General features: G+C 56.1%; 14 protein-coding genes. 5 read left to right on the top strand and 9 right to left on the bottom strand.

What is annotated here, in order from left to right; translation table 11 throughout:
* Positions 1-71: 71 nt before the first annotated feature.
* The 4 genes from AC0IM9_RS12840 to ubiA form a co-directional block, all read right to left on the bottom strand.
* The gene (locus tag AC0IM9_RS12840) at positions 72-3,185 is read right to left on the bottom strand and encodes an efflux RND transporter permease subunit (protein WP_482804264.1); all 3,114 of its coding nucleotides are present in this window, start codon (positions 3,183-3,185) and stop codon (positions 72-74) included.
* Positions 3,182-4,291 (bottom strand): efflux RND transporter periplasmic adaptor subunit, encoded by a 1,110-nt coding sequence (locus AC0IM9_RS12835; RefSeq protein ID WP_482804263.1) that lies wholly within the window; start codon positions 4,289-4,291, stop codon positions 3,182-3,184. Before AC0IM9_RS12835 ends, AC0IM9_RS12840 begins: the two co-directional genes overlap by 4 nt.
* A gap of 28 nt (positions 4,292-4,319) precedes the next feature.
* A complete protein-coding gene (locus AC0IM9_RS12830) occupies positions 4,320-5,000 on the bottom strand; it encodes a CerR family C-terminal domain-containing protein (RefSeq protein WP_482804262.1) in 681 nt (226 codons plus the stop codon).
* A 280-nt stretch (positions 5,001-5,280) separates the two neighbouring features.
* Complete coding sequence (gene ubiA / locus AC0IM9_RS12825; RefSeq protein ID WP_482804261.1) at positions 5,281-6,141, bottom strand: 4-hydroxybenzoate octaprenyltransferase; 861 nt, start codon at positions 6,139-6,141, stop codon at positions 5,281-5,283.
* Between the two features lie 245 nt (positions 6,142-6,386).
* Between ubiA and glyQ the strand changes: the two genes are divergently transcribed.
* Genes glyQ through AC0IM9_RS12805 form a run of 4 tightly spaced genes read left to right on the top strand, consistent with a single transcriptional unit; the run spans position 6,387 to position 10,642 of the window.
* The gene (glyQ, locus tag AC0IM9_RS12820; RefSeq protein WP_445371933.1) at positions 6,387-7,301 is read left to right on the top strand and encodes a glycine--tRNA ligase subunit alpha; all 915 of its coding nucleotides are present in this window, start codon (positions 6,387-6,389) and stop codon (positions 7,299-7,301) included.
* Positions 7,302-7,303: 2 nt separating this feature from the next.
* Positions 7,304-9,373 carry a glycine--tRNA ligase subunit beta gene (gene glyS / locus AC0IM9_RS12815; RefSeq protein ID WP_482804260.1) on the top strand — a complete coding sequence of 690 codons (2,070 nt, stop codon included), beginning with the start codon at positions 7,304-7,306 and terminating at the stop codon, positions 9,371-9,373.
* Entirely contained in the window at positions 9,370-9,918 is a 549-nt protein-coding gene (gene gmhB / locus AC0IM9_RS12810; RefSeq protein WP_445371935.1) for a D-glycero-beta-D-manno-heptose 1,7-bisphosphate 7-phosphatase, read from the top strand. Before glyS ends, gmhB begins: the two co-directional genes overlap by 4 nt.
* Positions 9,878-10,642: a lysophospholipid acyltransferase family protein gene (locus AC0IM9_RS12805; protein WP_140913905.1), complete on the top strand. Its 765-nt coding sequence runs from the start codon at positions 9,878-9,880 to the stop codon at positions 10,640-10,642. Before gmhB ends, AC0IM9_RS12805 begins: the two co-directional genes overlap by 41 nt.
* A 59-nt stretch (positions 10,643-10,701) precedes the next feature.
* On the opposite strand, the gene AC0IM9_RS12800 is transcribed toward AC0IM9_RS12805, so the two are convergent.
* The 4 genes from AC0IM9_RS12800 to AC0IM9_RS12785 all read right to left on the bottom strand — a co-directional run bounded on the left by AC0IM9_RS12800 (position 10,702) and on the right by AC0IM9_RS12785 (position 13,423).
* Entirely contained in the window at positions 10,702-10,824 is a 123-nt protein-coding gene (locus AC0IM9_RS12800) for a hypothetical protein (RefSeq protein ID WP_260839399.1), read from the bottom strand.
* A gap of 180 nt (positions 10,825-11,004) precedes the next feature.
* The gene (locus AC0IM9_RS12795) at positions 11,005-11,142 is read right to left on the bottom strand and encodes a hypothetical protein (RefSeq protein WP_445371936.1); all 138 of its coding nucleotides are present in this window, start codon (positions 11,140-11,142) and stop codon (positions 11,005-11,007) included.
* 100 nt (positions 11,143-11,242) lie between these two features.
* Positions 11,243-13,150 carry a DCC1-like thiol-disulfide oxidoreductase family protein gene (locus AC0IM9_RS12790; protein ID WP_482804259.1) on the bottom strand — a complete coding sequence of 636 codons (1,908 nt, stop codon included), beginning with the start codon at positions 13,148-13,150 and terminating at the stop codon, positions 11,243-11,245.
* 144 nt (positions 13,151-13,294) lie between these two features.
* Entirely contained in the window at positions 13,295-13,423 is a 129-nt protein-coding gene (locus tag AC0IM9_RS12785; protein WP_255189959.1) for a hypothetical protein, read from the bottom strand.
* Between the two features lie 209 nt (positions 13,424-13,632).
* On the opposite strand from AC0IM9_RS12785, the gene AC0IM9_RS12780 reads away from it, so the two are divergent.
* Positions 13,633-14,055: a hypothetical protein gene (locus AC0IM9_RS12780; RefSeq protein WP_445371938.1), complete on the top strand. Its 423-nt coding sequence runs from the start codon at positions 13,633-13,635 to the stop codon at positions 14,053-14,055.
* A gap of 52 nt (positions 14,056-14,107) precedes the next feature.
* Here the strand turns inward: AC0IM9_RS12780 and AC0IM9_RS12775 are convergent, their stop codons facing one another.
* Positions 14,108-14,299 (bottom strand): DUF2970 domain-containing protein, encoded by a 192-nt coding sequence (locus AC0IM9_RS12775; RefSeq protein WP_140913902.1) that lies wholly within the window; start codon positions 14,297-14,299, stop codon positions 14,108-14,110.
* Positions 14,300-14,311 lie beyond the last annotated feature (12 nt).

Here is a 14,311-nt window from a genome sequence, read left to right as displayed (position 1 = left end):
TTGCCCGCCGTGCTAACCCGCCATGCACCATTTGGAGTCGCGGGACCGAAACGGCCGGCCCCGCTGGACGGTCAATCCGGAACCGGCGCCTGGGCACCGGCGGTATTGCCGCCGAAACAACGCCGCCACAGTAGCAGCGCGCATTGCTTACCGTCGTCCAGATATGTAAACGCCACCGGAATCACCAACAAACTAAGCAAGGTCGAGGTGATCAGGCCGCCGATCACCGCAATTGCCATCGGGCTGCGGAACGAGGCATCGGCATCGCCGGTACCGAGTGCGATCGGCAACATCCCGGCGCCCATCGCGATGGTGGTCATCACAATCGGCCGCGCCCGTTTGCGGCAGGCATCCAGCAACGCATCGGCGCGACTCATGCCATTATCGCGGCGGGCGACAATGGCATATTCGACCAGCAGAATCGAGTTTTTGGTGGCGATGCCCATCAGCATCACCAAACCGATCAACGAGGGCATCGAGAAGGCCTTACCGGTCAACAGCAAGGCGACGAAACCGCCGCCGAACGATAACGGCAGCGCGGCCAGGATCGTAATCGGCTGGATAAAGTCCTTGAACAGCAGAATCAGCACCACCAGGATGCAGAGCAAGCCGGTCAGCATCGCCAAACCGAAACTGGAAAACAGCTCTTCCATCATCTCGGCGTCGCCGATGCTGATGCGTTTGACGCCGGCCGGCAGATTGCGGATGCTGGGCAGATTGGCGACCGCGGCGGTGACTTCGCCGAGCGGCTGGCCGGACAGTTCGATCTCGAAATTGACGTTGCGCGAACGGTCGTAGCGGTCGATCACGGCCGGGCCGCTAGACAGTTCCAGTTTCGCCACTTGGCCGACCAAGACTGTACCGCTACCGCTTTTTGCCGACGGCACCCCCAGCCGTTCCAGCACCGCCAGATCGCGGCGACCTTCGGCGGCCAGCTTCACCACCATCGGCACTTGGCGCTGGGCCAGATTCAGCTTGGACAGCGACCAGTCGTAATCGCCGACCGTGGCGATGCGCAACGTTTCGGCCAATGCGGCGGTAGTGACGCCCAGGTCGGCGGCGCGGGCGAAATCCGGCCTTACGGCAATTTCCGGCCGGACCAGAGCAGCGCTGGAGGCAATGCTGCCCAGGCCCGGAATCGTCCGCAGATCGCGCTCGACGGCGCGGGCTGCGCTATACAAGGCTTGCGGATCGTCGCCGCTTAACACCAGCACGTATTTCTCGCCGGACGCCCCCAAACCGACTTTGGTACGCACCCCGGGTAATTTTTCCAAGGCTTGCCGAATCTGTTGTTCGATAACCTGTTTTCGGACCGGTCGGTCGCGGCGGCTGGCCAAGGTAATGGTCAACGTGGCTTTACGCACTTCGCCGGCACCCTGATCGCCGGCCATCGGATCGCTACCGGCCGAGCCGGCGCCTATCGTGGTATAGACCGTCTTCACGTATTGAATGTCGGCCACCAGAAGCCGGGCGGCTTCCGCCAAGGCTTGGGTCTGGTTCAAGCTGGCCCCCGGCGGCAATTCGACGAACACCTGGGTTTGCGGATTATCGTCGGCTGGAATGAAACCGGTCGGCAATAAGGGAATCAGCATCAGCGAGCCGACGAAAAACGCCGCCGCACCGCTGATCGTCAGCAGGCGGTGCTTCAGGCACCAGACGGCGGCACGCATGTACCAGCGCATCAAAGGTCCTTCGGCTATTTCCTGGTGGCCGGTGCCTTTCAACAGATAGGCTGACATCATCGGCGTCAACATCCGCGCCACCACCAGCGAGGCCATCACCGCCAACGCCGCCGTCCAACCGAATTGTTTGAAAAAGCGGCCGGCAACGCCGCTCATGAACGCGGTCGGCAAAAACACCGCGACCAGGGCAAAGGTGGTGGCGACCACGGCCAGACCGATTTCGTCGGCGGCTTCCATTGCTGCCTGGTACGGCGTCTTGCCCATCCGCAGATGGCGGACGATGTTTTCCACTTCAACGATGGCGTCGTCGACCAGGATGCCTATCACCAGCGACAAGGCCAGCAAGGTGATCACGTTCAACGAAAACCCGAACAGGTCCATACCGATGAAGGCAGGCACCACCGACAAGGGCAAGGCTACCGCAGAGATGAAGGTAGCCCGCCAGTCGCGCAGAAACAGCCAGACCACCAGCACCGCCAGCAAACTGCCTTCGTAGAGCATGGCCATTGAGCCTTCAAATTCTTCCGCAACCGGATCGACGAAATTGAAGGCCTCGCTGAATTCGATGTCCGGATTCGCGGCCAAAAGCTCGTCTAACGCTTTTTTAACGCCGGCGCCGACCTCGACTTCGCCGGCACCGCGGCTGCGGGTGACTTCGAAACCAACCACGGGCTTGCTGTCCAGAAACGCCGCAGCCCGGCGTTCGGCCACCGAATCTTCGACCGTGGCGACCTGATCCAGACGGATATGACGACCGTCCGGCAGCGACAACTGCAGCGGCCGCATCTCATCCACCGAGAGCACGTTGGCCAAGGTGCGCACCGGCTGCTCGCCGCTGCCCAGATCGGTGCGGCCGCCGGCGCTTTCGCGCTGCATTTCGCGCAACTGGCGGGAAATGTCGGCCGCAGTCGCACCCAAAGCCTGCAATTTGACCGGATCGAGCGCAATCGTCACTTCCCGGCTGACGCCGCCGACCCGCGTCACGGCGCCGACGCCGTTTACAGCCAGTAAGCGCTTGGCGACGGTGTCTTCGACGAACCAGGACAAGGCTTCGTCGTCGCGCTGGTCGGAGCGCACGGTAAACGCCAGAATCGGCGAACCGGCCAGATCGAGTTTATTGACGATAGGATCGCGCAGATCGCTGGGCAAATCGGTGCGCACCTTGGTCACGGCGGAACGCACATCCTCCACCGCCTCCTGCACCGGCTTTTCCAGGCGAAATTGGGCGGTGATGGTCGCACTGCCGTCCTGGACTTTGGTCATGATGTGCTTCAAACCCTGCAAGGTGGCAATAGCGTTTTCGATTTTGCGCGCCACCTCGGTTTCCAGTTGCGCCGGCGAGGCTCCGGGCAGCTTTGCCGTGACCGTAACCGTGGGTAAATCCAGGTCCGGAAAGTTCTGGATTTTCATGGTTTTGAAGCTGTGCACGCCGCCGAACGACAGCAGCACGAACAGCATCAGCGCCGGGATCGGGTTGCGGATGCACCAAGCCGATACGTTCATGGCGCCACCACTCTGACGCTGTCGCCGTCGGCCAGGAAGGATGCGCCTCTGGCCACCAGGCGATCGCTGGGGTTCAGGCCTGCCAGCACTTCCAGTTTATCTCCGGCGCGGCGGCCCAATTGAACTTTGACCTGCTCGACCTTGGCCCGCTCGCCGCTCTGCTCGGTCAAGCGGAACACGTAACTGAAACCTTCGCGCAGCGATAGCGCGTCTTGCGGTACGGTCAAGCCGGCGCTGGAACCGAGATGAAATTCGCCGCGACCGAACATGCCGGCCCGCAAACCGCTTTGCGCCGCGTTAGGCAGATCGACGTAAACCAGGCCGTTACGGCTTTGTTCGTCCAAGGTTGGCGCCAGGAAACGCACACTTCCCCGGATGCTGCCGACATTTGGCACTTCGACCGTCACCGCGACGCTGGGCCGCAGTTGCGTCATTTCGGCAGCAGTGACTTCACCGCGCCATTCCAACCGGTTCTGCCGGATCAGTTTGAATAACTCCTGGCCTTTGGCCGCGACGGCGCCCAATGTCGCGCTACGCGACGAGATTACGCCATCGTCGCTGGCCAGAACCTTGGTGTACTTCAAGCGCAGTAATTGCACCTCCAATTGCGCCTTGGCCGATTGCAGTTTGGCTTCGGCGGTTTTGGCGCTGGTCAAGTATTGGTCGACCTGTTGCGCGCTCAACGCACCTTTCTCCAGCACTTTGCGCGCGCGTTCGGCATTGGCTCGCGCTTCCGCCAGATTGGCTTCGGCTTCGGCGACGATGCCGCGGCTTTGCGCAATGTCGGCCAACACGCTTTCGTCGGCAAAGGTTGCCAACACCTGGCCTTTCTTCACGGTTTGCCCGACTTGCACGTTAACGGCGTTGAGCCGCAAGTCGCCGATTTCGGCACCGATCACCGCTTCCTGCCACGCCGCGATCGAACCGTTGGCGGTCAGGGCAATCGGCATGTCCACCAGTTGCGGCTGCACCGTGGTGACGCTAAGCGCCGGGTTGGCGGCCGGCAATGCGGCGGGCGAAGATTCCTTAGCGCTGCCAACCGCCAGACCGAGCCCGATCATCGACAGCAAGGCAACGACCAATGCAATGATTTTTCCGTGGGTCATGGTTTTCCTCCAGTGAAATAGATCTGATTTAATGCGAATGCCAAACCTGGGCTACAACGGGGAGCCGACGCCGTGCCGCCTCACCGGCAACCATAGCCGTCGCGTAGCCGGCCAAACGTTCCGCCAGGATGTCGACTGCGTCGGGCGTATTCAACAACGGCGGCGAAACCGCGGCGATGACGTCTTGGCCGACATAAAAATGCACGGCCATGCCGGTGATCGAGAACGCCAGCCGATGCAAATCGTCGTCGATTTCAGCCTGGCCAAAATGGGCTTGCAACAACGCCACCAAGCCATCGTGTTGCGGCTTGATCTCCGCATCGATCTCTTGCTGCCAAGCCCCGGTCGGCTCGATCATCTCCCGAAAATGCAGCTTCATCACCAGCCCGAGCTCTTCGCCTTTTTTGAGGGGCTCCAGAAATTCGCTGAAGAAGCGGTAAAACACTTCGGGCAACGGCAAATCGGCATATTCGGCTATGTTCGCACCGCACGGGGATTCACCCATCGGCTCGGTGAACGCGGCGCGGTACAAGCCGGCTTTGTCGCCGAAGTAATAGCGGATCGCGGAAATGTTGACGCCTGCCGCCTCGCAGATCTCGCGGGTGGAGGCGCCTTCGTAACCTTTTTCGGCAAACAAGCGCAGTGCAGCGCTAACCAGTCTGCTGCGGGAATCATGAGTATCGGTGTCGCAGGGGGTGGTTTTAGTCATGCCGCCGAATATCCAAGCAAGAAATCAATCGATTGATTTAGAAAATATCAATCAATCGATTGATTGTCAACGCGAGCCCACCATATGCCTTGAAACCAGCGAACATCCCGCATCCAAATAGCCGCGCTACGGGTTCTACCTCGCCAAGTCCGCGGCCAACAGCCGCGGCTTGCCGAAATTCAGTTGCGGTAATAAAGGCATCACCGCCGTCTGGCAAACGCATCCGCATGGGAGGACCGCCGGTAACGCAAAAAATCCGGCGTCAACCCAGTCTGTCCGGTTACAGGTATGCCAGTACCAGCCCGGCAAATACGGCCAGACCAAACCAGTTGTTGTTCAAAAACGCTTTGAAACAATTGGGTTTGTCGAAATGGAAGATCAGCGTTTGCTGGTAAACCGCAAAACCGGTCGCGGCCAATAAACCGGCGTAATAGGGCCAGGCCAATTGCTGTCGCGTGCCGATCCAGACTAACAAGCCCAGTATGACGACTTGCAGACCGCCGGTGATTTCCCGCACCCGGCTGCCGAACAAAATCGCCGTGGATTTAACGCCGATTTTCAAGTCGTCGTCGATATCAACCATCGCATACATCGTGTCGTACACCAGCGCCCACAGCAAAACCGCCAGATATAAAACCCAGCCCACCAACGGGATGCTGTTGGTTTGGGCGGCAAACGCCATCGGTACCGCAAAACCGAATGCCGCGCCCAGATAGGCTTGCGGCAAATGGGTATAGCGTTTCATGAACGGATAGCTGGCCGCCAGAAAAGCGCCGACGAAGGACAGCGCTATCGTGTACCAGTTCATCAATAACACCAGGCCGAACGCGGTCAGGCACAGTGCTGCAAATACCAGCAAGGCTTCTTTGGGCGTGACGCGGCCGGCGGCGATCGGCCGTTGCTTGCAGCGGTCGACATGCGGGTCGAAATCGCGGTCGGCATAATCGTTGATGACGCAGCCGGCCGCGCGCATCAGCACTACACCGGCAACGAATACCGTCAACACCAAGGAATCCGGCCTGCCGTTGCCGGCAATCCATAACGCCCATAAGGTGGGCCACAGCAAAATGAAAATGCCTATGGGTTTGTCGAAGCGGGCGAGAAGCCAGTATTGGCGAAGGCGCTCGGTAATTTTATTCATCGCTGGGCAAGGGTTGGGAAGTTACAAGGGCGATTGCGGGCCATGGCCGGGCATTCTAATCCAAAACCGGCGGTTTTAACCGAGTTGTCGACTAGTCTAACCGCAGCCGAATTCACGCCGGATTTTGCGGCGGCCAGCCCGTCGCCAGCAAGCTTTGCCGGGTAGCGACGCCCCGGCGCCCTTCCGCCCTGCGTAGCGATTTCGGATATAATCGGGGCATTTTTACCAAACGAGTGGCTCTCAACGTGTCGACTAGCAAAAACGATGTCTCAACTTTTCAGGGCCTGATTCTGACTCTGCAGGAATACTGGTCGAATCAGGGGTGTGTGTTGTTGCAGCCTTTGGACCAGGAAGTGGGCGCCGGCACCTTCCATCCGGCGACGTTTTTGCGCGCGATCGGCCCGGAGCCTTGGAACTCGGCATACGTGCAGCCTTCGCGCCGGCCGACCGACGGCCGCTACGGCGAAAACCCGAACCGCTTGCAGCATTACTACCAATTCCAGGTGATCATGAAGCCGTCACCGGACAATATCCAGGAACTGTACCTGGGATCGTTGCGCCATTTGGGGCTGGATCTGTTGGAACACGACATCCGCTTCGTCGAGGACAACTGGGAGTCGCCGACCCTGGGCGCCTGGGGCTTGGGCTGGGAAGTGTGGTTGAACGGTATGGAAGTGACGCAATTTACCTATTTCCAACAAGTCGGCGGTTTGGAATGCCGGCCGGTGACCGGCGAGATTACTTATGGTCTGGAACGGATCGCGATGTATCTGCAAGGCGTCGAGTCCGTATTCGATCTGGTCTGGACTCAGGGCCCGCAAGGCATAGTCACTTACGGCGACGTATTTCACCAGAACGAGGTGGAAATGTCGGAGTTCAACTTCGACCTGGCCAACGTCGATTTCCTGTTCAACTGCTTCGACACCTACGAACGCGAATGCCTGATGTTGTTGGAAAAAAATCTGCCGCTGCCGGCCTATGAAATGGTGTTGAAAGCCTCGCACTCGTTTAACCTGCTCGACGCCCGCCACGCCATTTCCGTGACCGAGCGCCAACGCTATATCCTCAGGGTCCGCAATATGGCCAAATCGGTCGCCGAAGCTTATTACAACCGCCGGGAAGCGCTGGGCTTTCCGATTCTGGCCAGACAAGGAGCGTAATCATGACTGCGACCAATCATTTTCTATTCGAATTGGGCTGCGAGGAATTACCGCCGAAGTCTCTGAAACGCCTGAGCCAGGCCTTGCTGGACAACATCCTGGCCGGTCTGCAGGATGCCGGGTTGAGTTACGACTTGGCCCGCGCCTATGCCACTCCGCGTCGGTTATCAGTCTTGATCGACGATCTGCAAACCTTTCAGGCCGATAAGGTGGTCGAGAAACGCGGCCCGGCCCTGCAAGCGGCTTACGGGCCGGACGGCGCGGCCAGCAAGGCGGCCTTGGGCTTCGCGGCCAGTTGCGGCGCCAGTTTCGAGCAATTGGAAAAACTGGAGACCGACAAAGGCTCCTGGCTGATCTTCAAGCAGGCCGTAAAAGGTCAGGCCACCGCCGAATTATTACCGGACATCATCCGCAAGGCCTTGGCCAATCTGCCGATCGCCAAGCGCATGCGCTGGGGCAGTTTCGACGCCGAATTCGCCCGACCGGTACATTGGGCGGTGCTATTGTTCGGCAGCGAAATCATCGTTACCGACATCCTCGGCCGCACTACCGGCCGGATCACCCGCGGCCACCGCTTTCACGCGCCGCAGGATTTGAGCATTCACGATCCGCACGAGTATCTGGAGGTTTTAAGACTGCAGGGCAAGGTGCTGGCCGATTTCGAGGAACGGATGACGGTGATTCGCGATGCGGCGAACCAGGCGGCGGAAAAAGTCGGAGGCGTCGCCCATATCGAGGCGGACCTGCTGGAAGAGGTTGCTGCGCTGAACGAATGGCCGGTGCCGGTGGTGGGCAATTTCGATTCCCGTTTTCTGGAATTGCCGCAGGAAGTATTGATCACGACGATGCAGGCCAACCAGAAATACTTCCCGGTGAAGAATGCGCAAGGCGGTTTGCTGCCGCATTTCATTACCTTCGCCAATATCGAAAGCTCGCGTCCGGATTCGATTCGGGCCGGCAACGAGCGGGTGGTATTGCCGCGTCTGGTCGATGCCGAATTTTTCTGGAAACAGGACAGAAAACAGTCGCTGGCGGAACGGGTGGAAAGCCTGAAAACCATCGTATTCCAGAAAGACCTGGGCACCTTGTTCGACAAAACCGAACGTGTCGCCAATCTGGCCGGCCTGATTGCCGAACAACTCGGCGCCGACGCGGGCTTGGCCAAGCGCGCAGCCCTACTGGCGAAAACCGATCTGATAACTAATATGGTCGGCGAGTTCGCCAATCTGCAAGGCACGATGGGGCGCTATTATGCCGCGGCCGACGGCGAAGATTTGGCGGTGGCCCACGCGCTGGAAGAACAGTATTTCCCGAAACAATCCGGCGGCGAAATTCCGCAGGCGCCGATCAGCATTGCGCTGGCGTTGGCGGAAAAAATCGACACGCTGGCCGGTATTTTCAGCGTTGGCCTGATTCCGACCGGCGACAAGGATCCGTATGCCTTACGCCGTGCCGCGATAGGTATCTTGCGGATACTGGTCGAAAACGGTTTGGCCTTGGACGTTGCGGAATTGCTGGATGCGGCGCTGGCGCAATTCAACCACGCTTTCGACAAGGCCGAAATCCGGCAGAAACTGGTCGGCTTTATTTTCGACCGCCTGAAAGGCTATTGCCTGGACCAGGGCTTTTCCAGCGACGAATTCGAAGCGGTCCTGACGGTTAATCCGACCCGGCCGTTCGATTTTTGGCAACGCATCCGCGCCGTACAAAATTTCCGCGCCCTGCCTGAAGCGGAAAGTTTGGCGGCAGCCAACAAACGGATCAGCAATATCCTGAAAAAGTCCGAGCAAGCGCCGGCCGAGCAGATCGGGACATTAGTCGAAGCGGCGGAGAAAAACCTGCTTATCGCCGCCGAACAGTCGGAGGCCGATATCGGGCCGTTATTGGCGGAACAAAATTATGCGCTGGCGCTAAGCCGCCTGGCGCAGCTGCGCGACAGCGTCGACGCTTTTTTCGATAACGTGATGGTCAATACCGACGATCCGGCACTGCGTAACAGCCGCTTGGCGCTGCTGGCCAAATTGTCCAACCAATTCTTGCGAATCGCCGACATTTCCAAGCTGCAAGCGTGAGCGGGCGTTACGTGATACTGGATCGGGACGGCACCATCAACGTCGATTCCGACGAGTTCATCAAATCCGCCGCTGAATGGCTGCCCTTACCGGGTAGCCTGGAAGCCATAGCCATGCTGAACCGCCATGGCTTTCGCGTAGCGGTGATCAGCAACCAGTCCGGCATTGCCCGAGGCTTGTTCGATTTGACAACGCTGGACGCAATCCACGCCAAAATGTTGCAACTGACCCGTGCTGCCGGCGGCGAAATCGAGGCAATCTATTACTGCCCGCACGGCCCCGGCGACATATGCGATTGCCGCAAACCCAAAGCCGGCTTGTTTCGCCGATTGGCGCAAGACAAGCAAATCGATTTAAGCGCTACTTTTGCCGTCGGCGATGCGTTGCGCGACATACAGGCCGCCCAAGCGGCCGGCGCCAAACCGGTGTTGGTCAAGACCGGTAAAGGCATGCAAACCCTTAACGACAACCCACAACTAGACGTTCCCGTTTTCGACAATCTTTATGACGCAGCGACATACATCGTCTCCGAAAGCCGACTTTAGAGTTTATCTGGGCTCTACCCTGCTATTCATTTACATCGTGATCTCGACGCTGATCGTCGGGGTGGCGATCCTGGGCGGGTTTTTCCTGCCGTTTCATTTGCGCTACAAATTCGCCGACATCTGGATAGACTGCCTGCTTCATATGTTAAAGCTGTGCTGCGGCCTGAGCTACGAGGTGGAGGGCCTGGAGCACATCCCGCAAGACCGGGCGGCGATCGTGCTGAGCAAACACCAATCGGCCTGGGAGACGGTGGCGCTGAGACAGTTTATTCGGCCGCAAACCGCTGTTTTAAAGAAATCCCTGCTACAGATTCCGTTCGGCGGCTGGGCTTTGGCGACATTGAAGCCAATCGCCATCGACCGGCAAAATCAGAAAGAAGCGCTGAAAATGTTGATCGATCAAGGTATCGAACGCTTACAGGAGGGCTTGTTCGTCGTGGTGTTTCCGGAAGGTACCAGGGTCGCGCCAGGCGCGCACAAAAAATTTAATGCCGGCGGCGCTATGCTGGCTCAGAAATCCGGCTTCCCGGTGATCCCTTTGGCGCACAACGCCGGCGAATTTTGGCCGCGCAACAGCTTTTTGAAGTATCCCGGCGTAATTAAGGTAAAAATCGGCCCGCCAATAACTACGGTCGATAAGAAATCGAAAGATATCAATGCTGAAGCCGAAGCCTGGATTTCTCAGGCCATGGCAGAAATCGAAGCGGAAAAAACCAAGGTTTAGTAACCGTTTGACACAAAAAAGGCCCGGATTCAACGGGCCTTTTTGTTAAGCAGGTTTGTTTACAGCTGTACTGATGAAGTAGCGCTGGAAACTTTTTGTTTTGACGCATCTGGATCGTCCATGCATCCGCTCAAGCCGGCAATCATCAGTGTCATAGCCAATAAAGACAGTACTTTTTTCATAATTCCTCCAAAAAATTTTAATTTTTACGTGCTCGTCAATCGAACACGGCAGGTTTTATAACACGGCTAAAAACAGATACGCAAATTCAGGGTTATTATAAAAATGTCAAGCCCTTAAACGAATAAGGCCCGCAAATGCGGGCCTTACATCAGGAGTCTGAAATCCTGTAACGGCTACGATTATTTTACACCGCCGCCTTGTTGGTTTGAAGAGCCGTAACCTTTTGGTTTTGGGTTGCCTTGGTCTGGATCGTCCATGCAACCGGCCAAGCTCACCATAACCATAACCATAGCCAAAACAGAAAATACTTTTTTCATAACATCCTCCAGATTTAATGGGTTTTTATAATTTTGAGTGTACTTAAACGAAGCACGCAAAATTTATAGCATGACCAATCTGCGCATGCAACACCCTTTTTCATATTGCGTCGATGTCCATAGGCAGGCTGATTTTGATTTCCCTACCGACCCAGCGTGCCGAGCCTATCGTTTGCCAGCTACCGGATAAATTATTGTTTCTTAAATCTTTCTCCCAGGTAAACGGCGCCCTGATTTTCTTCATTTTAATGATGAACTGGGTGTTATCTAGGTCCAAACCGCCTTTGATACCCCAGAAAGCAGTGATTTTCATGATGAATTTTTTCAGCCGCAATTCGTCGATATTCGGCGTAACGGCGATATTGGCCCACATCGAATGCACCCGCCCCCAGTTGGGAGCCAACAGCCGGCCCTGCTGGTCGACGAACGGCAACCAGTGCTCGATACCATCCGCGTCGAGATAGGTAATCGCCAAAATATGGTCGTAGCCTTCGAAATGGTCGTGCAGATACAAAGCATGCGGCGTGATGCCGAGAAAGGTATGCGACATCATCAACAGTGCATTGCTCATATTGTTCAGCATGCTGGTCACCGGCGTTTGCCGGGTGTCGACGTGCAAGCGGTAAAGCAAACCGTAATGTATGCTGCTGTTGAGTTGAAACAAGATCAATACCAACAACACTTTACTGATCTTGTGGACGCAACTTCTGGCCGAGATCGCATGCTCAGCCTCGAAAATTCGATGGTAAAGACTATTTTCGGCTGCGTCGGCAACCGGCGGAGCGCAACTGCTGTCGCAGACTAGGCGTTGCCGATTGTCGGCTATCGCCCGATAGCGCTTACAAATCCATCCGTAGAGTAACGGCAAGCGCATTGTCCAGCCTGCCAACGCCGGGTAGCCCATCGCGACCAGAATTTGCGAATAAGTGTCGACACCTGCATAGACCCGGCCTAGACCGTCGACCGCGTAAAGATCCTTCATCAGTTGTTCCTGCCCCAAATGCGACAAGGCCGGATATTCGGCAGCATGGATTTGTGCGGGCTTGAAATCGATACGGCGCAATATGTCGAAATGGCTCAAGGTCAACACCGTGCGATTGCAGAGCGGACATTGCTGGTCGTAAAACACGGTCAAAACCGCCTGTTTGGCGCAAAGCCGCGCTCCGATAAAACGGTACCATCCAAACGGCATCATGAGTGCATAGAAAATCAACATGCCCATACCGAACGGATAGATATTCAACGAGAGGGCGATGCCCAAATGCAGCGACAATCCCAGCAGAAAGTACAACCACCTGAAATTCCGGCGGAAGTACAAAAACAAGAAACTGAACTGGAAAACGATGATGGTGTAACCGATGGTCTGTTGCAGGATCTCGATGTTCAGCAGCCAGGACATATCGAGCGCCGATATGTAGTAAGGCATGGAAGACGGTAGCCAGGCACCAAGGCCGTTGCGCCAATGCTCGGCGAACATTTTGTGAATCGCCGAATCGAAATATAGAAAGCCGAGGCAGACGATGACAGGTAAATGGTATGTCAAGGCCGAGACGGTTTCCGGTCCGTAGGCGGAATACTGAACGAACGGATTACGCAATTTGCGGCGTAATCCGTCGATGGCGAATGCCCGGTCCAGCGGCATGAAGATCAAACAGAAATTGGCACCGGTCATGAACAAATCGAAGCCGCCATCAAAATCGCGTTGCATCGGGGTGAAATTGACGAAAACCAGCCAGAACAGATAGTTAGCAATACTGCTAAGTTGGCAACGGTAACCCGCGGCCAGACATATGGCCACTACTGCCCACAGCCAGAGAAAGAACGGAATCATCGGAAATTCGACATCCAGGAACGGAATCGGATCGAAAATCAGATGGTTGAAATACAGCAGAAACAACACTTCCTGCAACGTTACCAAACCAAACAGCAGCCGAAACAAGCCGATGCCGGTTGCCGGAACCCTTTCCGAATAAAGCCTATTGATTTTTAGAACTAACGATTTGTACATGATGGATCGGCAGGCCAAAAGACTACCGATTATAAGGGATTTTGCCGAAAAGCCGGCTCAGAGGGCGAAAAAAAAGCGGCTACGGGATCTGTCCGTAGCCGCTTTTTCCAGAAAAGCTTTGTAAGCGCGAGCAGGAAACGTTGCTTATTCTTCGTCTTTAGGTTCAGCGAAAACCCATTTTACGAAGAAATAGCCAGCAGCGATGATTACTACCGCGCCGATCATGCCAGATGGTTCTTTCAGCATTTCTGTTAAATCTAAGATCGCTCCCATGGGTGCCTCCTACCTTAAAGTTAGTTGTTATAAAATGTGCCATTTCGTTGGCGGTCGAAGTTCATATGTTACTTTAGCCACCCTCAAAGTCAAGCAATTCGTGGCTGTTCGATAAAGATAGCGGCACAATTGCTATCCGGACCGAATATGGTAGTATGCCATTTCAACCTGAATTTTTAGAACAATAAAAAAGTACAAGGGGAATAAATATGATCGGTGGCATTGTAATGGTTTTGACCGCTATCTGGGTTTACCAGAGCATGATGAAGGCTAAAAAATCCAATGTTTTGATGTGGGTGGCCGCATGCGCTGCAGCATTTTTCGCAGTGGAATTTGTCGCCCAAATTTTCTGCATCGAGATCATCGATGCCCTGGGCGGCAAAGACATTGGCGACACTTATGACCGCGACTTGGCCAGCGTCAGCGACAGAAGAACCCAGGAAAACGCTGGCGGTTTCTTCGTCAACAGCTTGTGCGAATTGTTTCCATCGATAGCGGGCTTCCTCGTCGTCGCAGTCGTCCGCACCTTGGTGATTTTGAAAGAAGCTTTGACTCCGGCAAACCTGTTCAGCGGCGTCAAAGAGATGTTCATCAGCATCAAAGACAGCTTTAAAACCTCGTCCGGCAGCTAAGCCGTTCCGATTGGGCCAGTCCAAGGCAACTTGGGCTGGCCGCGGCAATCATTCAACCGCCAACGACGGCCGACACGATACTGACTATCGCCAAAATAAACAGTACCGTCGCAATCAAGCCGACGATCACGTAGGCCGGCAGCGAGCCATGCTGAAAATCGATCTCTCTGTTCTTGTTGCTTTGTACGCCAATCGCGGCGGCTATCACGCTTTTTACGACGTGCAACAGACTGGGTTTAGACATGGTTTCCCTCAA

The organism is Methylomonas sp. Uni0011, assembly GCF_056850255.1.
Note: the sequence above shows the minus strand (reverse complement) of the source record. Positions and strands in the feature narration are given on the sequence as shown.